Consider the following 23,662-nt stretch of genomic DNA (forward strand, 5'->3'; position numbering starts at 1 on the left):
TCCGCCGTCGATAGGCAAAAGGAGCGCCCTATTATGCGCGAGCTGTTCCCAGTTGACAGCGAGTCGACCGAAACCTCTTTGGTGCTGCGCACCGAAGACGGCGAAGAGTTTTTCCTCTCCATCACCGATGAGCTGCGCGAGGCCCTGCAGAGCGAGCAGGAGGAAACCCCCGAAGAGGAACCGGCGACTCCGGCCATCAGCCTGGCCAAGCCCACCAAACCGGAACCGGTGGAAGAGACAAAGATTCGCCCGGCGGAGATTCAAAACCGCATTCGCGCCGGCGCCTCCGCGGCGGAGCTGGCGGAAGAAATGGGCGTGACCGAATCTCGCATCGAGCCTTTCGCCTACCCGGTCATGCTGGAGCGCAATCGCATCGCGGAGATTTCCAAGCAGGCACACCCCGTCCGCGAGGACGGACCGGCCAAGCTCACCTTGTGGGAGGTTCTGGCCACCGCCTTTGCCGCCCGCGGCCACTCGCTCTCCGAGTCCACCTGGGATGCCTACCGCCACCAGGGCGAGGCCTGGATCGTGCGCGTGACGTGGAAGGCCGGCCTGTCCGAGAACGAGGCCGAGTGGTACTTCAAGCAGTCCATGTCCTCGCCTGCCACGGTGGAGGCTCGCAACTCGGTGGCCGCGGACCTGACGGACCCCGATTTCGTGCAGCCGGTGCGCTCGCTGACCTCGCTGGGCAGCGGCCGCTATGACGAAGCTATCGACGGCGACCAGCCCAGCAACGTCACGGACCTCACCGCGCCGACCACCCCTCCGGAAGAGCCGGAGGAAGAGGAGTTCCTGCAGAACCCCTCGCCAGAAGAAAAGCCCACCAAGCGCCGCCGCAAGGCCGTCACCCCGCATTGGGAGGACGTGCTGCTCGGCGTTCGCTCCAATACCAAGCGCCCTAGGGACTAATCGTGGACATCTCTCACGCAGTACTTACTCTCTGGTACATCTCTCAGCCCAATGCGGAAGAGGTGTTAAAGACCGAACCCAAGGCGGATCGGGGCTTTGGGCGGAAATTCCTCGCCCAACTGGACCCGACCTTCCCGGTCACGCCGATTGGGCAATTCCCGCTCAACCGCTCCGCACAGACGGATCCGAACGAGTACTACATCGGCGGCTACCCCGGCATCACCGTGGTGCAAACAGTCTGCGAGGGGGATTCTGTTCTCCTTTCCCAACTGCCAGAAACGCTCCTGAATGCGGTGCCCGCCCAGCGCGTCATTGCGCTGGCGAGCAATGAGAAAGAAGGCTACGCCGGCTTCGCCCTGTGGGAGGGCGGCGATCTCAAGCGCTGCCTGTGCGCTACCCGCGAGCACCTCTACGAGGACACCGGCCTGCCCGAGCCCTTCGAGGCGCCCTACTGGGCGGGCGAAAAGTATGAGCCGCTGGGCGGAATCTCCCTGCCTTTCGAGCCGCAGGGCATCATGGAAGCGGCCCAGGAATACTGGCTCGGCATCAAGGTGGGGCACGATGGCCCGGACCTAGACGTTGTGGGCTACGCGGTCGACGGCCGCCCAGAGCCAAAGATCGACCCGCCGAAACCCAAGCGATCCGTGGGGGAACTAGCCGCACAGTCGGCCAATAAGCTGGGCCTGAACGACTATGACGACTACGAGGACCACAGCGCCGAGCCGGAATCCACCGGCGAGGAAATCATCTCCACCGCCAAGCACTTGGGATCGCTCATTGGCAATTGGAGCGCTCAGACGTTTAAGTCGCTCAAGGAGCGCTGGCGCTCATAAAAGGAAATGGCGGCGGCGGTCGCCACATTAAGAGAATCGGTGCCAGGGGCCATCGGTATGCGTGCGCGTATATCGGTGGCCTTCATTGCGTGTTCGGTAAGGCCGGGGCCCTCCGCTCCGACGAGCATCGCCACCTTATCCAGGCCATGCATGGCCTCGGCCAAGTGCACCGCCTGGGGGTTGGGGGTTAAGGAAATGAGGGTAAAGGAGGCGTCGGCAAGCGCCTGCAAGGAACGCTGCCAGGTAGTAAACCCGCCCTCTAAATGGACAAAAGGCAAGCGCAGCACGTGCCCCATGGACACGCGCACCGAGCGACGATAGAGCGGATCCGCCGCACCGGAGCCCAGCAGCACCGCATCCACGCCCATGCCGGCGGCGTGCCGGAAGATGGCGCCGATATTTTCATGATCGCCCACGCCCTCGAGCACGGCGATGGTCTTTGCGGTCTCTAGAATCTCGCCCACCTCCGGCTCCGGGGCGCGGTCCGCGGCGGCGACCAGCCCGCGGTGCATATCGAAGCCGGCCACCTCCGCTAGGGTCTCGCGAGAGACCTCGTAGATGGGGCACTCGGGTTCGCCGTACTCGGAAAAATAGGCCTCCACCTTTTTGGGAAAGCCTACGAGGCAGCGCATGGGAAACCGGGACTCGGCCAGCCGGGAGACCACCAGCGGGCCCTCAGCAATGACGAGACCCTCGCCGGACTTATCGGATTTGTTGAGGTTCCGAATATCGTCTAGGCGAGGGTCTGCGGGGTCAGTAATCAGCATGCCCTTAGGCTAGCCGATGGCATTGGAAATCGGATCCATGCCAAAGAAAATCACGAAGAGGCCTGCCAAGAGCCACATGATCCAGTGCACGTCCTTGGCCTTGCCGGCGAAGGTGGACATGAGCGCGAAGGAGATGAAGCCCACGCCGATGCCGTTGGCAATGGAATAGGTAAACGGCATGGTCACAATGGTCAGGAAGGCGGGGATGGCGATCTCCATCTTGGTCCAGCGGATCTCGGTCAGCTGCGCGGCCATCATTACGCCGACGATGACGAGTACCGGGGAGGCGGCCTCGATGGGCACGATCTCATAGAGCGGGGTCAAGAACATCGCGGCGAGGAACAGCACGCCGGTCATGAGGTTGGCCAGGCCCGTACGGGCGCCATCGGCAATGCCGGCGGAGGAATCCGCAAAGACGGTATTGGAAGAAGCAGAGCCCAGGCCGCCGGCCACGGCGCCGAAGCCTTCGACGACGAGGGCCTTTTTCATATCGGGGAGGTTGCCGTCGGCGTCGACAAGCTTGCCTTGCTTGCCCAGGCCGGTCATGGTGCCCATCGCATCGAAGAAGTTGGTAAGCAGCAGGGTAAAAATCAGCAGCACCGTGGAGACCACGCCGATCTTGGTAAAGGCGCCCACCAGGTTCACATCGCCCACGATGGACAGATCCGGAATGCCGCCGAGCGCCTCCGGCTTCACGGGCGCGGCCATGCCCCAGTCCTCGGAGCCGGTAAACGCCTGGATAATAAACGCGATGATGGTGGTAAGCACGATGGCGATAAAGAGCCCGCCCGGCACGTTCCGGATGACCATGAAGGAACAGATAATGAGGCCGATGACAAAGACCAGCGCGGGCCAGGTAGAAATCGAACCATTGATGCCCAGCCCCACCGGCACGGTGGTGTGCGCGGCGTCCGGCACGCGGGTGACAAAGCCACCATCCACGAGGCCAATCATGGCGATGAACATGCCGATGCCCACGCCCATCGCCGCCTTCATGGACTGAGGGATGGCGTCAAAGACGGCGGTGCGGAAACCAGAGATGGCCAGCAGGACGATAATGATGCCCTCGATGACCACTAGGCCCATGGATTCCTGCCAGGTCAGCCCGCTAGTGGCGACCATGCTCACGCCCACGAAGGTATTCATGCCTAAGCCTGCGGCCATGGCGAAGGGATACTTGGCAATGGCGCCGAAGAGAATGGACATGACGCCGGCGACCAGCGCGGTGGCGGCGGCGACCTGTGGCACGCCCAGCGCGTAGCCTTCTGCGTCCTCGGTTGTACCGAGGATGAGCGGGTTCAAAAGGATGATATAGGCCATGGCGAAGAACGAGACCGTTCCCGCGCGTAGCTCGGTTCCAATGGAGGAACCACGTTCAGAGATATGGAAGTAGCGATCGAGAGTGGCTTTCAACGCCTGCGCCTTTCACGTACAGCGAGTCTTACGCCATAAGTGTGCTGCCTTAATCCTCGATTTCAAAATCCTGGAAGATGGGCTTTTCATCATCGAAGGCCACTTCCGGGGCCTTTTCTTCCCGCACGCGCGTCTGCGAATGTGCACCGCAGCCATAGCGCGAGTGCACCACCCGGCCATCCGCCGAGTACTCATTGGCGCAGACGCCATAGTTATCCAACAGCTGCACATAAAACGCACAGGTGCGGCATTGCAGGCGCGCCTTGGCCGCCATATCCGTATTGGGGCCGAACTCGGTGCGCCAGCGCTTCTTGGCGTCTTCCAGGCCGGATTTGGACAAAGTTTCCCCATCCAGGCGGGAATCATCCACGGCCGGTGGCATTAGGTCTCCGGGCCCGAGGTCGCCTGGCCGCACACGGTCCTCATAGGGCACCCATTCCGGCGGCTGCAGGGCCTCCCCTCCCGGCACCAGCGCCACCTCATTGACGGTGACGTAGCGCGATCCCTCCGCGCAGGCGAGCACCGCCTGCCATTCCCAGCCAGGGTAGCCAGGCATTTCTGCTTCAAATCGGTGGGTAGCAACGTTTCGGCCCATCCCGGCGACGCCGATATGCTTGCCGACGCCCCCTTCCCCCACCTCATCCAACGCCTCGCGCGCGATGCGCACGGCGCGGGAATCGATCAACGGATTTGCTTTTCGCTTACTCACGCCCCTCATTATTCATTATGGAGCGCACGCGGTGGTACATATGGTGCATGTCGTTTCTTTCCCGCGCCGCCTGCATTCTCCTCCCCTGCACGCTCGCCGCCTGTTCCTCTACACCAGCAGAACCCGAAGTAGAACACCTCTCCGTCGAGGTTCTCGGCACCGCTTCCCTGCCGCCCAACTCCTTTACGCAGGGCCTCGAAACCGATCCGGACGGCAACCTGCTCCTGGGCACCGGCCAATGGGGCGAATCCCGCCTGGAGCGCTTCTCCCCCGAATCCGGCGAAACCTTGGCCGAAACGCGCCTGGATAGCCGCTACTTTGGCGAGGGCATCACCCAAGCCGGCGATTCCATCTGGCAGCTGACTTGGAAGTCCGGCCAAGCCCTGAAATACGACCGAGACCTACGCCAGGTAGATACCGCCACCTACTCGGGCGAGGGCTGGGGCCTGTGCAATACCGGCGAGGAGCTCCTCATGTCCGATGGCTCCGCGACCCTGCGGCACATGGACCCAGAGACCTTCGCGGAGCGCTCCACTACCGACGTCACCCTGGAGGGAAAGCCCCTCGAAGACATCAATGAACTCGAGTGCGTGGGCGATGCCGTCTACGCCAATGTGTGGATGGATGACAACATCTACCGCATCGATCCCTCCACCGGCCGAGTAACCGCCGTCATCGCTACCGACGCGATTGATAAGTCCCGCTATACCGACCCCGATGATGTCCTCAACGGCATCGCACACATCACAGACGATGAGTTCTGGCTTACCGGCAAGCGGTGGGAAGAACTCTTCCACGTTCGAGTAAGGTAAAGGCCCATGGCAACCCGTAAGGAAGCAAGGAAAAAGTCGCTGCTGCAGATCTTGGCCCTCATCGTGGTCGTGGCGGTCATCGTCGCCGCCGTAGTGATCTTCCAAAACTGGTGGAACCAGCGCCCGGGTCCCGATCCCCGCGACATCAAGGTCACCGCCTCCGTGGGCGATAAGTCCATCGACGTCGCCCCGTACATTGCTTGCGAGCCCGGCTCCGAGTGCCCGGAAGGCGAGGTCCCGAACCTCACCGTGGGTGATGATGACACCCTCAAGCTGGATATCCCCGAAGAAATCTCCGACCACGAGTGGAAGATTCTTTCCATCTACGATGACCCCGCCGCCAACGATGAAACCGCGCACGGCGCGAACGAAACCACCGAGGTCTCGATCCCCGGCTCGGTAGACCCCATCAAGGCCTCTACCGGCAAGCGCCCCCGCCTCAAGGTGGTGGAGATTTCCTCCATGATGATCGGCACCGATGACAACGGTGACGAAACCCCTTTGGCCACCGTGTGGTCCCTGACCACGATGACCGATAAAGAACGAGAAGCCTCCGCGGAGGAATCCACGAAGGCTTCTAATTAGCTATCCAAATCCTTCGCGATTGCGCGGAGGATTTCTGCTACCTGGCGCCCAGTCTTGCGCTCCGGGTAGCGGCCGGAATTGAGCACCGGCTGAATCTGCGACTCCAGCAAGGTCATCACGTCAGAGACCATGCTGCCGAGTTCTTCCGGCTTGCGGGCCGGGGTGCGGCGACGCGGCTTATCCAATACTTTGACCCGCAGCGCCTGCGGACCGCGGCGCCCGGCCGCGAAATCGAAGTCGATGCGCTGGCCGGGGAACAGTTCCTCTACTCCCTTGGGCAGCACGTTGCGGCCAACATAGACGTCTTCATCGCCCGGGTTGCTGACGAAACCGAAACCTTTCTCGGCGTCATACCACTTCACTTTGCCAATAGGCATAGGTACCCACCTCTTCTCTAGGGGAAAATCTTTATTTTAGCCGCCTGGTCAAAACAACAGAAGTCGCGCACTCTGCCGCGACACACCCGCGTTACATGACATAGATCACAGATTATTGCTTACCTGGGAAAATGTCCCCTCACCCACCACATTTGTCCCTTTTCTTTCCCGTTTAGTGCCCATAACGTGACACTTTCGTTATAAACCGCTACGCTGTCCCCCAGACACTTAAGAGCCGTTAAGAAAGTTGCCCTCGCCCGCCCTTTCTTTTTGGTACATATTCTTTGCAGTTAATGCGGGCACACAGAGAGGACTAACTACATGGGACGCCACTCCGCTAAGAACCGTATGGCCGCTAAGTTCACCGCCGGCACCGTCGCCTTCGGCGCCGCCGCTGCCATCATGGCACCGACCGCTTCCGCTGCTCCGGATTCCGACTGGGACCGTCTGGCACAGTGCGAGGCCGGCGGCAACTGGCACATCAACACTGGCAACGGCTACCAGGGCGGACTGCAGTTCAACCCGCAGACCTGGCAGGCCAATGGCGGCGGCCAGTTCGCTGCTACCGCTGACCAGGCTACCCGCGAGCAGCAGATTGTCGTCGCTGAGCGCGTGCTTGCTTCCCAGGGCTGGGGTGCATGGCCGGCTTGCTCCGCTTCCCTCGGCCTGAACTCCGCTCCGACCCAGCGCACCGCTCCGTCCGCTGCCCCTAAGGCTCCGGCCCAGGCACCGGCTCCGGTCAAGCAGGCTGCCGCTCAGAAGTCCGACGAGCTGGCTGTTGATGCTCTGTACAACACCATCAAGAACGCCGCTAACTCCTACGGCTTGGCACTGCCTGCACAGTTCACCGAGCTGTACAAGGCTAACCGCCACGACTTCAACAACTTCTACTCTGCCAACCGCAACATCATCGACCCGATTGCGCAGATGATTGAGAACATCACCCGCTAAGACATAGCGATAAAGGGCCCATTGCAATAGCAATGGGCCCTTTTTGTATGAAAGAAAAATCCCCGCACCAAGGCGGGGACATACTCTAGCGATTGATGCGAGTATAAGGGTGAACGTAGTTCAGCTTCTCTGCCGGCATCGGCAAGATCAGAATCATCGCCGTAGGGGCTGGACGCACCAGCAAAAGGCGCAGAGATTTCCGTGATTGCGTGCTCGCGATTTTCGTTCTTCGGCCAAGCCGGGGAAACGTGACCCTTCTTCTGATTCGACATAGCCCTTATTATTTCAAACCTTGCGCAAAAACGTAACTCAAACGATAACTAAACTGGGGTGACATCATGACTCAGTCTTCCCACCTCCCGCATTTCCGCACGTGGCTCGCCTCCCTTGAGGAAGAAGAGCTCGCCACCATCCTCCGCAACCGGCCGGATGTGCTCAATCCGCTACCCCCGAGCATCGCCGCGCTCGCTACCCGCCTGCTACTGCGCACCTCTATCGCGCGGGCGCTCATGAACTGCACTGCACGGCAGCTTGCGGAAATCGAAGACATCGCGCGCCGCGGAGGGGAACTCGAAGAAGTAGAAGACCTTAATCCGGATATCACCCGCCAGCTCAAGGAGCGCGGCCTAGCCTACGGCAACATCCTCATCCCGCCCGAGGTCATGCCTGCTCTTCCCACGGGCTGGTCCCTCCTCGACCAGGTCCAGGTTAGCCTGGAGGACATCGCCGAGCTGCCGGACGAAGAGCGGAAGGTCCTCGAGACCCTGTCGCGTTCCAATGGCCTGGGCACCACGCGGGATGCGGCCATCGATGCGGATCCGGCCCGGCCGATTCCGCGGCTCATCGCCAAGCAGCTGCTCCAACGCGTGGACGCCACCACCGTCCGCCTGCCGCGCGCCGTGCACCTTGCGCTCAACGGCAAGCCCACCGCACCGATCCCGGTGGAGGGAGTCACCGAATCCCCCGCTCCGGATTCCAAGGCCGATGATGCCGGTACCGCGGCCGGCCTTTCCGCCGTGCGTGGCATGCAGCGCGTGATTGACGCGCTAGGCGCGCGGCCGATAGAGCTCCTCAAGGACAAGACCGTCGGCGTTCGCCAGCTCACCAACCTGAGCAAAACCCTCACCATCGATGAAGGAGAACTGCGTCGCCTCATTGAGCTCGGCATGAGCGCCCGCCTGCTCAGCCGCGGCGAGCCGAAAAACTTCGAGGGCAATTTCCTCGCGCCGACGGAGCTCGCCCAGGCTTGGCTTGATGCAAACCTCGCCGAAAAGTGGCAGGTCCTGCTCGAGGCCTGGACTGCTTCCCCATGGACAAAGGAAGGCCGCACGCTAGCGCACACCAATGACCGACTTCCTGGCTTCAGGGACAAAGTCCTGCAGGTCTACCTGCGCGGCGCGAAGCCCACCTTCGAGGAGTCCCTGCGCTTCCACTTTCCGCTCTTTGCCACGCACACTTCGGACGAGACCATCGCCGAACTCCGCGCGGAAGCCGAGTGGATCGGCGCCATTGCCCTTGAGCGCCCCACCAGCGTGCTTATCGACGCCCCCGACGCCGCCGCCCGCCTCACCCCCGACACGGTCGATTACTTCCTCATCCAAGCAGATATGACCGTCTTGGTTCCCGGCCCGCTCGATCCGGAGACCCACCAGCGGCTCGAAGCAGTCGCTGACCTCGAATCCCCCGGACTGGCCAGCGTCTACCGCATCTCGGACGCTTCCCTGCGCCGCGGGCTCGATCGTGGCATGACTGGGGAGGAAATCCAGGCCTTCTTCGCAGCCCACGGGGAGGTACCGCAGACGCTGGAGTTCCACATCGGGGACGTCGCCAAGCGCCATGGCACCCTGCGCTCCGGCCCGGCGCTGTCCTACCTGCGCAGCGAGGACCCGGCTCTCCTCCAGATTGCGCTCAAGGCAGCGCCCTTGCGCCTGCTCGCGCCCACCGTCGCGGTGTCCCAATTGCCGGTGCATGACCTGCTGGAGCGCCTGCGCGAGCACGGACTTTCCCCTGCCGCAGAGGACGAAAGCGGCGCCAGCCTGAACGTCGCGCCCGAACCAGCTACCCTGCCGACCCCGACTGCCCGCCGAGCTACTGCCTCCCCGGATATTGCGAAGGCCATGCGCACCCTGCGCGACGACGCCGCCCCTACTACTCCCAGCCTCGACATAGTCCACGCCGCCGCGCGCACTGCCCGGCCGATCACCATCGGCTATGCGGATAAGAACGGCAACGAAAAGAAACGCACCGTCACCCCGCTGACCGTGGCGGGCGGGCAAATCGACGCTCGCGCGGCCGATGGCTCTACCATCCGGTTCCCCTTGCACCGAATCACCTCCGTTACGCTGGAGCCATGAATGGACCATTGATTGTGCAGTCGGACAAGACCGTCCTGCTCGAGGTGGATCACGCCCAGGCCGCCGAGGCCCGCGCCGCGCTCGCTCCCTTTGCGGAGCTGGAGCGCGCCCCCGAGCACGTGCACACCTACCGCATCACCCCGCTCGCGCTGTGGAATGCCCGCGCGGCCGGCCACGACGCCGAGCAGGTCGTCGACGTCCTAGAAAACTACTCCCGCTTCCCAGTCCCCCAAGCCCTGCTTGTCGACGTCGCCGAAACCATGTCCCGCTACGGCCGCGTCCGCCTCCACGCCCACCCGGCCCACGGCCTCATCCTCGAGTCCGACGATCCGCCCATCCTGGAAGAACTTACCCGCGGCGCTACCGGAAAACTCCTCGGTGCTCGCATCGATGAGAACTCTATCGCCGTCCCGCCCTCCGAGCGCGGCCGCCTCAAGCAGGCCCTTCTCAAGGCCGGCTGGCCGGCCGAGGATCTCGCCGGCTACGTCGATGGCGAGTCCCATCCGATCGCCCTCAATCACGACGGCTGGCAGCTGCGTGACTACCAGCAGTACGCCACCGAGGCCTTCTGGTCCGGCGGCTCCGGCGTCGTCGTACTCCCATGCGGCGCTGGCAAAACCATCGTCGGCGCCGCTGCAATGGCCAAGGCAGAATCCACCACGCTCATCCTGGTTACCAATACCGTCGCCGGCCGCCAATGGCGCGACGAGCTCCTGCGCCGCACCACCCTGACCGAAAACGAAATCGGCGAATACTCCGGCGAAAAGAAGGAAATCAAACCCATCACCATCGCCACCTACCAGGTGGTCACGCGCAAAACTAAGGGCGAATACCGCGCCCTCGAGCTCTTCGATTCCCGCGACTGGGGCCTCATAATCTACGACGAGGTGCACCTCCTTCCCGCCCCGGTGTTCCGCATGACGTCGGATCTTCAATCGCGGCGTCGACTAGGGCTTACCGCTACCCTCGTGCGCGAGGACGGCCGCGAGGGCGACGTCTTCTCCCTCATCGGCCCCAAGCGCTACGACGCCCCGTGGAAAGAACTCGAAATGGCCGGCTATATCGCCACCGCCGAATGCATCGAGGTCCGCGTGGATATGGACGCCGAGGAACGCATGCTGTACGCCACCGCCCAACCTCGCGACCGCTACCGCATCGCCGCCCAAGCCGCCGCCAAGCTCCGGGCAGTGGATAAGATCCTGGCCCGACACCCACAGCAGGCGCTCATCATCGGCGGTTATGTCGACCAGCTCAAGGAGCTCGGCGCGCATCTCGACGCCCCCGTTATCGACGGCTCCACCTCCACCGCCAAGCGCGAACGCCTCTTCCAACAATTCCGCGAGGGCACACTTCCTGTTCTCGTGGTGTCCAAGGTGGCCAATTTCTCCATCGACCTTCCCGAGGCAGCCCTAGCCATCCAGGTCTCCGGCACCTTCGGCTCCCGCCAAGAAGAGGCCCAACGCCTCGGCCGGCTGCTTCGCCCCAAGGAAGAGGAAGCCCTCTTCTATTCGCTGGTCACCCGCGATAGCCTCGACGCGGACTACGCCGTGCACCGCCAGCGCTTCCTCGCCGAGCAGGGATATGCCTACCGGCTTATCGACGCACTAGACTTGGAACAATGAAAATCTTCAAGTTCGACGTAGACGAGTCCTTTGCCAAGGCCAATAACGAGCTCTTGCGCGATTCCAACCGCCTTCGCATCTCCGGCCTCGTGCTGGGCATCCTGCTCATCATCGGCGGCGCGGCCATCTGGTGGGGATTTTCCTGGGGCATTACCATCGGCCTCGGCATGATCCTTTTCGGAATCATGGTGGCTATCGTCGGCTTCGCCGCCGCACGTAAAGTTGGCACCGCCCAACAGCTCTATGACTCCTATCCCCTTGCTCCGGCTGTCATCGCTGAGGTCAACGAACGCGACATGGTCCTGCTCGCCCTAGTCAATACCAATGTGGATCCTTCCCTGCCTCCCCGCTGGGCCGCTTGCCTGCGCACCGTGACCGCTATTCCCGGCACTCAGCGCACCGTAGGCACCAAGGTTCCCGTCGCCGCTGTGTCCGGCCGCGCGGACAACAACCACTGGCAGCAAATCACCCCTATGCCCATCGCATGGGGCACCCCTGACGCCGAAACCGTCACCATTGCCCGAAAGTCCATCCCCCAGGAGGAATGGCAGCGCCTCGAGCGCGCCCGCAAGCGCCTGTCCGACGTGAAGGCCACGAAGTTCGACCTTCTAGTTCTCTAGGGCTCCACAAACCTTTCTGGATACAGCATTACTTCTAGGAGCGGGTCCGGCCACTTGTTGAGAACTATCTGGGCGACCTCTTCCTCCCTTTCGGGGAAATGATCCCTCGCTAGTTCCACCCAGAATTGCCCGCAGGACCGCGCCTGCCAATCTGGTTCAGATTCGGTACCACGCTTCGCGTACTCCCACGCAGCGTCATACTCACCGATTTCTTCTAAGGCTTTAGCTGCCTCTTCGAAATAAACCGCGTAGCTACCCTCAGCCAAGTGTGTACGAATAATTGCTTCGACGTCTTGATCTAAAACCGCAAAGCGCTTCTCCATATACTTACGGCGGATAACATCTGCGTTTTCCGCCCAAGCGCGCACCCGAGCCAGGCCGTCTTCTCCGAGGACCGTTGAATATGCAACAGGGTCAAGATCGAAGTAATCAACCTCGTTGCTCTCATGGAAATCAATGAACCACTCGGCCAGCTCCCTTGGCGCAGGCTTGGCGCGCTGTGCGCTCTTAGCGTGGAGCTCGATAAGCTCTTCAACAACCTCACTTAACATACCAAGTGAGTCATCCGCATTGGCTATCACATCTACGGCAATCTTCAGCGCTTCTTGCACAACCGAGAATACTTGGGCTGGATCCTCCGAAGGGTCCTCCACGGCAAAATCGAGCACGCCAATTCCATCTTGCATTTTCAGTGCACGTCTAGCTGCCCGATCCTCATCAAGAAAGGATCGGGTCCTACTCTGAAAAAATGGCAAGGCGATGGCAGCCAGTGAGCTCATCAGTTCGGCCTCCTCGGTAGGCTGTCAGCCCATTTTAACGGCGTCCCCTACCCTTTGGAGGTCTTCCTTTCTGTTCGTTGTTGTTGGTGTGTGAGGTATTGGGCTGAAGCGTCGGGCCTGACCCCCGGAAAGTGGACACGTCGGGGGTTAGCTATGCTGCTCTAGTCAGTGTAGCTGAATTCTCGGCTTCAAAGACGTCAGGAGCTGAAAGATTGCACCAGGAGTGCCGTCGGCGTGTGTTGTAGCGCATGCACCACCGGAAGACTTCTTGGCGGCAGGAGATCGGATTGTCAAAGACTTTCCTGTCACGCAAGATTTCCCGCTTGAGCGTGGCGTTAAACGATTCTGCTAGGGCGTTATCAGCACTCGTTCCTACCGCTCCCATAGACTGGCGCACACCCAACGACGAGCAATAGTTCCTAAAGGCTTGTGAGGTGTACACGCTGCCGTGATCAGAATGGAAAATTGCCCCTTTAAGGCTTCCGCGGACTTTCCTGGCATGGGACAAAGCTTCGATAACCAGTGATACCCGCATGTGATCGGCGAGTGCATGTCCGACAAGTTTGCGCGAGTAGACGTCGATGACCGTGGCCAGGTACATGTTCTTGCCGCCCTTACACGGCAGGTACGTAATGTCGCCTACATAGACGTGGTTTGGCCTGTCAGCTGTGAATCTGCGGCCTACTAGATCTGGCATGACGCGGTGACCAGGCTTACGCCTGGTAGTGACGCATCGGCGGCGTTTGGTAAAGCCTTTAAGTCCCATGGATTTCATGATTCGTGCGACTTTCTTGTGATTTATCGGGCCAAAGCTCGTATCGGCTTTAAGGCTTGCAGCGATGCGTTTAGCACCATAAAGCCCGTATTCATCATCGAAGATGGTCTTGATTCTTGCACCAATAAGAGCATCCGAACACGTCTTTAACCTGCGTTCTTCGCGGGTTTGCACCCATTTGTAGAACGAGGAGCGATTGAGCTTTAACACCTGGCACATCCGCTTAACCGAGAATTCGGTTCGGTGGTCATAGACAAACTGGAAGCGGATCACCAGTGAGTCTCTTCGGCAAAATATTTCGCGGCCTTGCGCAGGATGTCACGTTCTTCGCGCAGCTTTGCGTTCTCTTTTTCTAACTGGCGGATCCGTTCGGAATCATTCGCTGCTTGGACCTTGTCGCGCATGCTTTTTGTGCGGGCACGTTTGCCGGTGCCGTACTTCTTGATCCAAGAATGCAGCGAGGCACGGTTGATACCGAGCTCTGCTGATGCTGAGTTCAGTGAGAGGTCCTCATTGTTTTCGTAGAGGGCCACGGCATCGCGTTTGAACTGTTCGGAGTACCTGGACATGGTGGTAGATTACCTTTCTTCCAGCCCGACTGGGCTGGATATCAGGTGTCCACCAAACAGGGGTCAGGTCCGTCCTGGGTTTAGTTCCTACCTCAGCTAAGGAAGGATTGAACTATGCCTAGAAAGTATTCCGTCGAGTTCAAGGAGAAGGCGGTCCATCAGATCATCGAAATGGTCCGCCTGGAGTCTTGCTCACTGCAACGCGCCTACACAGAGGTCGGTGAGCTGCTTGGAGTATCTCACCACACGTTGCGGGCCTGGTACCGTGACAGCGCCTCAGTACGCGATAATTCTGACGCTTCAGGCGGCGAAACAATGGAAGAAGAACTCAGGCGTCTGCGCCGCGAAAACCGCGAACTGAAACGAGCAAACGGGATTCTTAAAACTGCTTCGGCTTTTTTCGCAGCGGAACTCGACCGACCCACGACCAAATGATCTCCTACATCGACGCGTACAAAGATCAATTTGGGGTCGAGGCCATCTGCCGAGTCCTTAAACAAGCAGATCGTGGATTCATTACTTCACGCGGCTACCGCAAAGCCACCACACGTGTTCCCAGCGCAAGAGCCTTAAGCGATAGCCTGCTCATCCCAGAGATACAGCGTGTGCATGCGGAGAATTTCTCGGTCTACGGCATCCGCAAAATGTGGCACGCGATGAACCGCGAAGGCTTTCATATTGGTCGCGACAAGACCGCACGTCTGATGAAACTTGCAGGTGTTTCTGGCCGCAGACGTGGGCGAACCCCAATAACAACGGTAAGCCCGAAGACACCGGATCATCGCCCGGACCTAGTGCGCCGAAACTTCCGTGCGCAGGCACCAGGCAGGCTTTGGGTTGCCGACATTACCTACGTTCGCACCCTGTCAGGATTCGCCTACACCGCGTTTGTCGTGGATGTCTTCAGCCGAAAAATTGTTGGTGTTGCTACACGCTCGACAATGCGCACCGATGCGCTGCCCATGGAGGCATTGGAACATGCGTTAACGACTGCAGGACGAATCCATGGAAACCAACTAATTCACCACAGCGATCGGGGCAGCCAGTACGTGTCACTGAAGTATTCCACCGCGCTAGCTGAGTCAGGAATCCGCCCGAGTGTGGGAACAATCGGCGATTCTTACGACAATGCACTAGCCGAAACAGTCAACGGTCTCTACAAGGCGGAACTGATTCATGCCCAGGGCCCGTGGACGTCGGTCGGAGAAGTCGAACTGGCCACCTTGCGGTGGGTGCATTGGTGGAACACTAAGCGACTTCACGAAGCATTGGACTACGCCACCCCACAGGAAGTAGAAACCGAGTACTATCTCACCCAGCCCATCAACACAGGGCCGTAAAAGAAGCGGAACTAAACCCAGGACGCTTCAAAGCGACTAAACATATCGCAGCCAACGCTTGCCCGATGGATTAGGCAAGCGGAAGATGAGATAGAATACAAAGAACGAGGGTAATCCATTCTCCAAAATAGTGAAATCCTGTTCAAGGCATACTTTTACGCGATTGAACTAGATCCAATGTTCTATTAGAACTTGGCTATTCTTTCAGTGTGCAACCACAGGTTATTCTATTTAAAGGGTTACTCAGGAAATGAAAAATAGCTCCTCAAGGGGAGTCGAGGAGCTATTTGTTGTTCATATGTTTACCTTTGGAAACTACTACCTAGTAAGAAGTAGATTCCCTTACTTCAGCGCTTGCTCTTGTTCGGAATATCTCCAATAACACTAGTAAGAAATGCTAGAGCTAGTACAACAAGGGAAAGTGTAGGGAAGCCAACGTGGGCTATCGCCAACACGATGCATATTATGCAAAGCGCAATACTTATATATGTTGAAGCTTTCTTCATGGAGTACTTTTAGCACTTCTCTTGCGCAGTGCCGATTCCCGTTAGCTCTGCGGCTAGGGAGAGTAAGCCATTTTTCATAGACTCAGCCTTAATGGAGGCCCCCTTAGTGGCCACGATCTTCCTGATGCCACCAGCCTCTGATATTGCTTTGCCGACTTTGCTTGCGCCGCCCAATCCGCGTACAAGCTTAGCGATCTTAACCGCTTTCGATATTGGAACTATTGTGCCGGCAATGATTAGGGTGATGGCTCCTGCACATTCCCAGGCATTATAGGTGGTGACGGGAGGGAAGTACTCTTTCGGGGCATGGCTAGCGATATAGGAGGCAAGATCCCTGTCGTTCTTTTCCCTAACCACGTCTTCAGGAAGTGAATCAACGTAGCTAATTAGCTCCTGCATCGATTCCTCAGTTACTGATTCGGAAGCAGAATCAGCGGCGGCACGAACGGTTGGTTCGGTAGACGCAACTGCATTAGGAACTGCGGAAAAGGCGGTGAGGACAACCAGAGATGCTCCCCAGAGGGGCTTTTTAAATTTCATCATCTTCTCTTTCGGGGGCTGGAGTGGTGAAGCAAGCGTTTAGTACCTGCAAGCATAAATATTACATAGAGATTTACTATTTTTCTATCTGAAATATCGTGTAAAACTCAGGGATTGAGTAGGTTTACCTAGGAAAGGGTCTCCTTTAGCTGTTGGCTTGCTTGGCGCTTGTGGGCTATTGACAGATCCTTTACTGAGGATATGTTCTCTGAACTCCTTTGGCATGACCTGTTCGATCCTGACCATTTTTCGACGAGTGTCAGATCCCTGTTTATTTGGACGGGCCAGACTATGGAAATTTAGCCTTCAGGATGCTCTTTTGTACCCTGCTTCTAATCTGTAGATTAACCTGTATAAATGTAGAAGTGTATAGCTGTAAATATGTAAAGTGACAGATGTAAGGATTTGTTTATCTAGGAGAAGCCATGATCATTACTGCCATTAACGTCAAGGGTGGCGTTGGCAAGACCACTACAACGATGTTTCTCGCTACGGTTTTCGCCCACCGAGGAAAGACCGTGACAGTCACAGACTTAGACCGACAGGGCTCAGCTCTGGAATGGTCGGAACGCGCGGAAGACGGAGGCGACCCTTTACCGTTTGAGGTCGAGCTGTCCATTCCCAAGCGCGTTGATAGGCAAGCAGCACTCGTCGGAGACGATGAGTTCATGTTCATCGATGTACCGCCAGGAGACGAGAACGCTATCGAAGCAGCAATCGCTGTCAGTGACCTCATCATTCTTCCGACCCGTTCTGCTGCCGCTGACCTTTCCCGCGTGTGGGAACTGCGCGACGCAGTTAGCGGAACACCACATGCAGTCCTGCTGACGTTTGCCAGGAAAGGCACCAGTGCCCTTGATGCTGCACGAGAAGCGCTTGATGCAGAACAAATGCCCCACTTTAAAACCGAAATACCGCTACGCGAGGACATGCACCTAGCCTTCGGTTACTGCCCAGGCCCAGACATGCACGGCTATGAACAGGTCGCAGACGAACTCATGGAGATGATGAAATGAGCACCAGCAAAGAACGCGCCAGAGCACAGCAAGGCCCGCGAACCTCGACAAAGAAAACCGCAAAGCCGACCCCGGCAGTGGAGAAGAAAACAGTACGAGGTGCATTCCACCAACCCACCGGCCGCGACTACGTCAAGAAGATGACCGTCGAAATTGACCGAGAACTTCACTCAGAACTCAAAGTCATCGCCGCGCAAAAAGGAGTGACCATACGCGAGATTGTCAGCAACTACCTCGAAGAATACGTGCGCAACAATAAATAAGGGTTTACAGGAATACAGGTTATGTAAAGATGTATTCCTGTAAACCCAGCAGTTCCACATGCGTCATCCCCACCGCAGTGACGGTAAATATGCGCACGAGAAAATGGGGAAGTAGATCTGCAGACGAAAACAGTTACACATGGAAAGCCATGCGTAACTGCAGGTAAAAGGCACATTTTTCGCGTGTCATGACTACTAAATGACACTGGTGTCATTTAGAGTCGGTGGGAGACAGTGAAAACGAAGAAAGCCACCGGGCGGCAACCCAGTGACTTTCGCTTATCACCCAGCTCATCTCTGGGAGAAAGCATGGCCATGAGTCTACAGGCTTACGCGCAAAACGCGCACATTAAAACACCTACCCGTGTCGAACCAGATCGTGGCGGGCTGGATAACACCCCAGCATCCGCCAGTGACCGCGACTTGCTCCGCGCGCATTTAGGCCGCGAGGTGCTCCACGGGTCTGTTGGACGGGATTTTTCCAAGTCTTATATGCGTAATGCTGACGGTACGAACTCGCCGCGCATGTATCGCTTCGACACTGAGGCTTTAGGACGGTGCGAGTACGTCATGCTTACCAGTAAGCAGTATGCCGCCGTCCTGGTTGTTGACGTTGACCAGATAGGAACAGCCGGTGGTGACCCCGCAGACTTAAACCCTTATGTACGTAGTGTGGTGCGCTCACTTATTTCGCACACCATCGGGCCGGCTTGGGTGGGAATCAACCCGACTAACGGGAAAGCTCAGTTCATTTGGCTTATTGATCCCGTCTACGCTGACCGGGGTGGTAAATCAGCGCAGATGAAGTTGCTGGCAGCAACCACACGCGTACTAGGTGGGACCTGGCCCCCGTTAGGTAGACACCTGATATCCAGCCCGGTTGAAGCGTCCTGGGTTTAGTTCCTACCTCAGCTAAGGAAGGATTGAACTATGCCTAGAAAGTATTCCGTCGAGTTCAAGGAGAAGGCGGTCCATCAGATCATCGAAATGGTCCGCCTGGAGTCTTGCTCACTGCAACGCGCCTACACAGAGGTCGGTGAGCTGCTTGGAGTATCTCACCACACGTTGCGGGCCTGGTACCGTGACAGCGCCTCAGTACGCGATAATTCTGACGCTTCAGGCGGCGAAACAATGGAAGAAGAACTCAGGCGTCTGCGCCGCGAAAACCGCGAACTGAAACGAGCAAACGGGATTCTTAAAACTGCTTCGGCTTTTTTCGCAGCGGAACTCGACCGACCCACGACCAAATGATCTCCTACATCGACGCGTACAAAGATCAATTTGGGGTCGAGGCCATCTGCCGAGTCCTTAAACAAGCAGATCGTGGATTCATTACTTCACGCGGCTACCGCAAAGCCACCACACGTGTTCCCAGCGCAAGAGCCTTAAGCGATAGCCTGCTCATCCCAGAGATACAGCGTGTGCATGCGGAGAATTTCTCGGTCTACGGCATCCGCAAAATGTGGCACGCGATGAACCGCGAAGGCTTTCATATTGGTCGCGACAAGACCGCACGTCTGATGAAACTTGCAGGTGTTTCTGGCCGCAGACGTGGGCGAACCCCAATAACAACGGTAAGCCCGAAGACACCGGATCATCGCCCGGACCTAGTGCGCCGAAACTTCCGTGCGCAGGCACCAGGCAGGCTTTGGGTTGCCGACATTACCTACGTTCGCACCCTGTCAGGATTCGCCTACACCGCGTTTGTCGTGGATGTCTTCAGCCGAAAAATTGTTGGTGTTGCTACACGCTCGACAATGCGCACCGATGCGCTGCCCATGGAGGCATTGGAACATGCGTTAACGACTGCAGGACGAATCCATGGAAACCAACTAATTCACCACAGCGATCGGGGCAGCCAGTACGTGTCACTGAAGTATTCCACCGCGCTAGCTGAGTCAGGAATCCGCCCGAGTGTGGGAACAATCGGCGATTCTTACGACAATGCACTAGCCGAAACAGTCAACGGTCTCTACAAGGCGGAACTGATTCATGCCCAGGGCCCGTGGACGTCGGTCGGAGAAGTCGAACTGGCCACCTTGCGGTGGGTGCATTGGTGGAACACTAAGCGACTTCACGAAGCATTGGACTACGCCACCCCACAGGAAGTAGAAACCGAGTACTATCTCACCCAGCCCATCAACACAGGGCCGTAAAAGAAGCGGAACTAAACCCAGGACGCTTCACAAATCAATAGATTTGGTTGCCACCAAAACGCCCCACCCGTGATATGAGACTTCCCTACTTAGAACCTAAAAGTACTCACCCAAATAAACAGCTCTCAGTAACTGGCAACTCAACAGTGTAAAAACTCTGAATTTAGTTCATTATCACATTGTAAGTTTGCTCTCTTCTTATCTTTCCTAACTAGATCTAAAATCAAAAATGTTTGTGGACATCACCTTTAGAAAGGAAAACAATGAGAAAAACCGTGGCGTTTTTGGTTGCCGCACTCCTTAGTTTTACCGGCGTAGAGGCTCACGCGACACCGGCTCCTATGACAGCTCAGTCAAAGCATCAATCTGTGCCCAAGAATTCTGAAGATACTTTATTTTCCGAAGGCTCTAAGATTCAAAGGCTTTCAGGAAGTCAATTCCAAGTATCGACCCCAGATCATCAATATCAAGTCACGGTTGATAAAGCTGCAGGCACAGCGACCGTAATCGATGAAAACAACAATGAACAAACATTTAAGATTCCAAATACGCGAGGAAATTCGGAACAGGGAAAACCTGTTGTTACTCCATATTTTAATTGGTCCTCGGTGCCTTGTGCGATGCTACTTTGGGCAGTAGGAATAATTCATCATGTCGGTTGGACAGCAGCAGCGGGAATAATCGCAGCCGAGGGACCTGCAGGGGCAGCACTAGCCGCCGCTATTTGGGCTTATGGAGTCGATGCTTTCTTCGCTCTTGTGGGCAGCCAGTGCTAAAAGCAAGTGCTTAATTTTGGAAAAGAGATCATGCACGTCACTCGAATAGAACTCGGCATAATAGTGTCAGCACTAACATGTGTTTTCGCGTTTTTTCGCCAACTTCCTTTGAGTATTGGAATCGCAGTCATTGGTGCCTTGCTGCTTGTTCTCCTTCCAGAGAGACAAAGATTAGATCGAAAAGCTCAGCAACGGGGAATACGCCGGTTTGGTTTATTCACAATGTGGATTGGACTCTGCTTTAGCATCGCAATCTTTGTACATGATTTTTTACTCACACAGGATGTGTATTTTCCCGCGCTAGTAGCTACGCTAGCTGTTGCAGCGGCAGGAGGCTCTCTGGTACGCACGAAGAAACTTCTGTAATGAAATAAAGAAATCCATTCTTGAGCTCACTACCGCATGGCCCAACGCCGGCATTACAGCAGACACGAACGGTGTGACAGTCACTAAAACCGCCCCATCAGTTCAACAGAAACCACCACGCCCCGAACTCGACTAAACCGAACACGAAAGACTAGCGCCCTCCGGGGCGCTTTCTTTTTACCCCAAAAGCAAGCTGCGCATATTTACCGTTAAAGGGCTAGTTACCCACAGGGGTTTACCTGCGGGTTTCTCTATTTTCCCAGGTGGCTTATAACTATATCCCTGTAGATCTATATCCCCAGCCGATCAACCAACAAAACCGTTCACTACGGGTTACGGTTTATGCTCCCGCCTCGCCTGACGGCTCGTTGGGCTGCCGCCCAAATCAATAGATTTGGTTGCCACCAAGACACCCCACCGCAACTACACACCTTATTGCCCTTACGGGTAACCCCACAGTATTTACAGTCAGCACCCGTACCTTGCGCGAGAGGACCTGACCCCCTGGTGGTGGACACGCTGAAACCAGCATGTCGCTGGGGAAGTGAGGTACCTTTCCACCATGCCACGCAAGACCTACACCGAGCGGTTCAAGCGTGACGCAGTCTCGTTGTACGAGTCGACTCCCGGAGCAACGATCAACGCGATCGCCTCCGATCTCGGGGTCAACCGCAACTCGCTGCGCAGCTGGCTCGATGCCTTCGGCACACGCACCAAAACCAATGCCAACGGTGAGAAAGTCGCCAGCCTCATCGCCGCGTCGGACTCCGCCACCGCTGCCTCAGGACTGTCGGACGCCGAGCGCATCCGCGTACTGGAACGCGAAAACGCCAAACTCCGCGAGGAACGAGAAATCCTTCGTAAGGCGGCCAAGTATTTCGCGGAAGAGACGAACTGGTGAACCGCTTCCGGTTCGTTGACGACCATCGAGACCTCTACGAGGTCAAGCGGTTATGCCAGGTCCTGAAAATCAATCGGTCCTCTTACTACGCCTGGAAATCAGCTGCCCCTGCTCGCCGGCAACGCCTCGTCGATGACGCGGTGCTGGGAGCGCAGATCAAGACCACCTTCAACGCCGAGAACGGCTGCTACGGCGCGAAACGAGTGACTGCGGCGATCAACTCCGATCCCGTCAACGACCGGGGCAAGGGCGGCCGTCTCAATCACAAGCGCACCGCCCGGCTGATGCGGCAGATGGGCCTTTTTGGTTTCACCAGGAAACGCCGGGTGAAAACGACGACGTCGAGTAAACGGGCCCCGAGGTTTCCGGATCTGCTGCAACGCCGGTTCACTGCGGACAGGCCGAACGCGGTCTACGTCGGCGACATCACGTACCTGCCGATCGCGGACGGGTCGAATATGTACCTGGCCACGGTTATCGACTGCTATTCGCGGCAGTTGACGGGGTTTGCGATCGCTGATCACATGCGCACCGAGTTGGTTGAAGAAGCCCTGACGATGGCCCGGAAGGTTCGCGGGAGCCTAGACGGGGCGATCTTCCACTCGGATCACGGCAGTGTTTATACCTCTGATCAGTACCGGAGACTATGCGTGCGCTTCGGTGTCACCCAGTCGATGGGCGCGATCGGGACGAGTGCGGACAACTCGTTGGCGGAGTCGTTCAACGCCTCGTTGAAGCGGGAAGTCCTGCAGGATGAGTCTGTTTTCACTAGTCAGTTGGCCTGCCGCCAGGATGTGTTTCGGTGGTGCACGCGGTACAACACCAAACGATTGTATTCATGGTGCGGTTACCGCTCACCGAACGCCTTCGAAGACGCCGGGTTAGCTACACTTACTATCGCATCGTGATTAAATCCCCGTGTCCACTTTCCGGGGTTCGGGCCCATTGAGGGAGATCCCCGCGTCGTTGAGCGCTGCCCGCCCGGCGGGAGTGAGACGCACGGCCCGGGTACGACCCCTGCGGGAAAGCCATTCCTTATCCAGCAGAGTCTTGCAGATTCCCGTGCCGAGAGGGCCGGCGAGGTGGAAGCGGCGTTCGGTGGAGTCCATGCACGACCTGCCCGTGTCGAGCATCTTCGGGGGCACACCCCACTGTATGAACAAGCGATGACCTTGATTAGTGACCTGACAGTGCGAGTCGATGAACTCGTGCTCTTCCAGTTGTTCAGCCAGGCGCACCCCGAGCTTACCGGCGAGGTGCTGATAACAGGTGCGGCCTTCACGTAGGTTCGCATTCGCCCGTGACGCGCTGAGGCTGTGAGGAGTGGGCAGGGGCGAGCGGGCGACCACGCCAAGGCTCTCGACCACTCGTGCGATGTCTTCCCCGGCCAGGCGAATGTAGCGGTGCCGGCCCTGCCGAATGTCGTGGACGAGACCGTGGGTGACGAGCACGTCAACATGCTCGCTCGCCGTCGACCGGGCCAGGCCCGCGTACCTGCCCAGTTCACCAACCGTCCAGGCCCGCCCGTCCATGAGCGCAGCACACATGGCCGCCCGCGACGAGTCAGCCAGAGCCGACGCGACTGTCGAGATATCCGGGACCGCTTCAGGAAACACGCGCGCAACCATGCCTCCAGTGTGCACCCGGAACTGTTCGGTGACGACCGAACAATCGCAGGCGTAGTCTGAACTCACCAGATTCATTGCATCAGGAGGCGAAGGGA

General features: G+C 57.9%; 22 protein-coding genes and 2 pseudogenes. 15 read left to right on the plus strand and 9 right to left on the minus strand.

What is annotated here, in order from left to right; genetic code table 11:
- Window positions 1–33: 33 nt before the first annotated feature.
- Together sepH and ACKFRY_RS10880 are read left to right on the plus strand one after the other, a co-directional pair.
- Window positions 34–909, plus strand: coding sequence for a septation protein SepH (gene sepH, locus ACKFRY_RS10875; protein ID WP_200436235.1), 876 nt, complete (start codon window positions 34–36; stop codon window positions 907–909).
- 2 nt (window positions 910–911) lie between these two features.
- Window positions 912–1,742, plus strand: a complete 831-nt coding sequence (locus ACKFRY_RS10880) for a DUF6928 family protein (protein ID WP_250413511.1) — start codon at window positions 912–914, stop codon at window positions 1,740–1,742.
- On the opposite strand, the gene ACKFRY_RS10885 is transcribed toward ACKFRY_RS10880, so the two are convergent.
- From ACKFRY_RS10885 to ACKFRY_RS10895, 3 genes are read right to left on the minus strand one after another with little or no spacing between them, the layout of a single operon-like run.
- The gene (locus tag ACKFRY_RS10885; RefSeq protein ID WP_200436233.1) at window positions 1,703–2,509 is read right to left on the minus strand and encodes an RNA methyltransferase; all 807 of its coding nucleotides are present in this window, start codon (window positions 2,507–2,509) and stop codon (window positions 1,703–1,705) included. The two genes, ACKFRY_RS10880 and ACKFRY_RS10885, sit on opposite strands and share 40 nt — an antisense overlap.
- Before the next feature lie 9 nt (window positions 2,510–2,518).
- On the minus strand, window positions 2,519–3,922 hold the full coding sequence (locus ACKFRY_RS10890; RefSeq protein ID WP_005328366.1) for an NCS2 family permease: 1,404 nt from the start codon (window positions 3,920–3,922) through the stop codon (window positions 2,519–2,521).
- Window positions 3,923–3,971: 49 nt separating this feature from the next.
- Complete coding sequence (locus tag ACKFRY_RS10895; protein WP_150851076.1) at window positions 3,972–4,640, minus strand: DUF3027 domain-containing protein; 669 nt, start codon at window positions 4,638–4,640, stop codon at window positions 3,972–3,974.
- 38 nt (window positions 4,641–4,678) lie between these two features.
- On the opposite strand from ACKFRY_RS10895, the gene ACKFRY_RS10900 reads away from it, so the two are divergent.
- Both ACKFRY_RS10900 and ACKFRY_RS10905 read left to right on the plus strand, forming a co-directional pair.
- Window positions 4,679–5,443: a glutaminyl-peptide cyclotransferase gene (locus tag ACKFRY_RS10900; protein ID WP_200436232.1), complete on the plus strand. Its 765-nt coding sequence runs from the start codon at window positions 4,679–4,681 to the stop codon at window positions 5,441–5,443.
- 6 nt (window positions 5,444–5,449) lie between these two features.
- The gene (locus ACKFRY_RS10905) at window positions 5,450–6,028 is read left to right on the plus strand and encodes a DUF2771 domain-containing protein (protein ID WP_150851075.1); all 579 of its coding nucleotides are present in this window, start codon (window positions 5,450–5,452) and stop codon (window positions 6,026–6,028) included.
- Here ACKFRY_RS10905 and ACKFRY_RS10910 read toward each other — a convergent pair.
- Complete coding sequence (locus tag ACKFRY_RS10910) at window positions 6,025–6,405, minus strand: cold-shock protein (RefSeq protein WP_005323875.1); 381 nt, start codon at window positions 6,403–6,405, stop codon at window positions 6,025–6,027. The genes ACKFRY_RS10905 and ACKFRY_RS10910 overlap by 4 nt on opposite strands.
- A 321-nt stretch (window positions 6,406–6,726) precedes the next feature.
- On the opposite strand from ACKFRY_RS10910, the gene ACKFRY_RS10915 reads away from it, so the two are divergent.
- Window positions 6,727–7,356, plus strand: a complete 630-nt coding sequence (locus ACKFRY_RS10915; RefSeq protein ID WP_005323876.1) for a resuscitation-promoting factor Rpf1 domain-containing protein — start codon at window positions 6,727–6,729, stop codon at window positions 7,354–7,356.
- Between the two features lie 85 nt (window positions 7,357–7,441).
- Here ACKFRY_RS10915 and ACKFRY_RS10920 read toward each other — a convergent pair.
- Window positions 7,442–7,628: pseudogene (locus ACKFRY_RS10920) on the minus strand (hypothetical protein).
- Between the two features lie 66 nt (window positions 7,629–7,694).
- Between ACKFRY_RS10920 and ACKFRY_RS10925 the strand changes: the two are divergent.
- The 3 genes from ACKFRY_RS10925 to ACKFRY_RS10935 are packed head-to-tail and all read left to right on the plus strand — an operon-like array spanning window position 7,695 to window position 11,952.
- The gene (locus ACKFRY_RS10925) at window positions 7,695–9,710 is read left to right on the plus strand and encodes a helicase-associated domain-containing protein (protein WP_408922854.1); all 2,016 of its coding nucleotides are present in this window, start codon (window positions 7,695–7,697) and stop codon (window positions 9,708–9,710) included.
- Complete coding sequence (locus ACKFRY_RS10930) at window positions 9,707–11,332, plus strand: DNA repair helicase XPB (protein WP_408922855.1); 1,626 nt, start codon at window positions 9,707–9,709, stop codon at window positions 11,330–11,332. Before ACKFRY_RS10925 ends, ACKFRY_RS10930 begins: the two co-directional genes overlap by 4 nt.
- A complete protein-coding gene (locus ACKFRY_RS10935; protein ID WP_150851107.1) occupies window positions 11,329–11,952 on the plus strand; it encodes a DUF3239 domain-containing protein in 624 nt (207 codons plus the stop codon). Before ACKFRY_RS10930 ends, ACKFRY_RS10935 begins: the two co-directional genes overlap by 4 nt.
- Here ACKFRY_RS10935 and ACKFRY_RS10940 read toward each other — a convergent pair.
- Both ACKFRY_RS10940 and ACKFRY_RS10945 read right to left on the minus strand, forming a co-directional pair.
- A complete protein-coding gene (locus ACKFRY_RS10940) occupies window positions 11,949–12,731 on the minus strand; it encodes a DUF6880 family protein (protein ID WP_408922856.1) in 783 nt (260 codons plus the stop codon). The two genes, ACKFRY_RS10935 and ACKFRY_RS10940, sit on opposite strands and share 4 nt — an antisense overlap.
- A 151-nt stretch (window positions 12,732–12,882) precedes the next feature.
- Window positions 12,883–14,075 (minus strand): IS3 family transposase gene (locus tag ACKFRY_RS10945; protein ID WP_100067808.1). Its coding sequence is split into 2 segments (ribosomal slippage): window positions 12,883–13,796 and window positions 13,796–14,075, totalling 1,194 coding nucleotides; the frame shifts between segments, so codons are not numbered across the junction.
- Between the two features lie 114 nt (window positions 14,076–14,189).
- On the opposite strand from ACKFRY_RS10945, the gene ACKFRY_RS10950 reads away from it, so the two are divergent.
- Window positions 14,190–15,415 (plus strand): IS3 family transposase gene (locus ACKFRY_RS10950; protein ID WP_100619247.1). Its coding sequence is split into 2 segments (ribosomal slippage): window positions 14,190–14,469 and window positions 14,469–15,415, totalling 1,227 coding nucleotides; the frame shifts between segments, so codons are not numbered across the junction.
- Between the two features lie 515 nt (window positions 15,416–15,930).
- Here the strand turns inward: ACKFRY_RS10950 and ACKFRY_RS10955 are convergent.
- The gene (locus tag ACKFRY_RS10955) at window positions 15,931–16,464 is read right to left on the minus strand and encodes a hypothetical protein (protein WP_150851487.1); all 534 of its coding nucleotides are present in this window, start codon (window positions 16,462–16,464) and stop codon (window positions 15,931–15,933) included.
- A gap of 422 nt (window positions 16,465–16,886) precedes the next feature.
- On the opposite strand from ACKFRY_RS10955, the gene ACKFRY_RS10960 reads away from it, so the two are divergent.
- The 6 genes and pseudogenes from ACKFRY_RS10960 to ACKFRY_RS10985 all read left to right on the plus strand — a co-directional run bounded on the left by ACKFRY_RS10960 (window position 16,887) and on the right by ACKFRY_RS10985 (window position 22,847).
- Window positions 16,887–17,477 (plus strand): ParA family protein, encoded by a 591-nt coding sequence (locus ACKFRY_RS10960; protein WP_150851486.1) that lies wholly within the window; start codon window positions 16,887–16,889, stop codon window positions 17,475–17,477.
- Window positions 17,474–17,740 carry a hypothetical protein gene (locus tag ACKFRY_RS10965; RefSeq protein WP_150851485.1) on the plus strand — a complete coding sequence of 89 codons (267 nt, stop codon included), beginning with the start codon at window positions 17,474–17,476 and terminating at the stop codon, window positions 17,738–17,740. The genes ACKFRY_RS10960 and ACKFRY_RS10965 overlap by 4 nt, the downstream gene beginning before the upstream one ends.
- Before the next feature lie 525 nt (window positions 17,741–18,265).
- Window positions 18,266–18,577, plus strand: a pseudogene (locus ACKFRY_RS10970) (replication initiation protein); the annotation flags it as partial.
- A gap of 93 nt (window positions 18,578–18,670) precedes the next feature.
- A protein-coding gene (locus tag ACKFRY_RS10975; RefSeq protein ID WP_100619247.1) for an IS3 family transposase occupies window positions 18,671–19,896 on the plus strand; the annotation gives its coding sequence in 2 pieces (ribosomal slippage) (window positions 18,671–18,950 and window positions 18,950–19,896; 1,227 coding nt in all).
- 263 nt (window positions 19,897–20,159) lie between these two features.
- Window positions 20,160–20,672, plus strand: coding sequence for a hypothetical protein (locus ACKFRY_RS10980; RefSeq protein ID WP_147761269.1), 513 nt, complete (start codon window positions 20,160–20,162; stop codon window positions 20,670–20,672).
- Between the two features lie 928 nt (window positions 20,673–21,600).
- Window positions 21,601–22,847 (plus strand): IS3 family transposase gene (locus ACKFRY_RS10985; RefSeq protein WP_200436337.1). Its coding sequence is split into 2 segments (ribosomal slippage): window positions 21,601–21,925 and window positions 21,925–22,847, totalling 1,248 coding nucleotides; the frame shifts between segments, so codons are not numbered across the junction.
- On the opposite strand, the gene ACKFRY_RS10990 is transcribed toward ACKFRY_RS10985, so the two are convergent.
- Window positions 22,848–23,642, minus strand: coding sequence for a helix-turn-helix transcriptional regulator (locus ACKFRY_RS10990; protein ID WP_023025228.1), 795 nt, complete (start codon window positions 23,640–23,642; stop codon window positions 22,848–22,850).
- Window positions 23,643–23,662 lie beyond the last annotated feature (20 nt).

This window comes from Corynebacterium tuberculostearicum (assembly GCF_046097255.1).
In the GTDB taxonomy this organism is placed as follows: Bacteria; Actinomycetota; Actinomycetes; order Mycobacteriales; family Mycobacteriaceae; genus Corynebacterium; species Corynebacterium tuberculostearicum_J.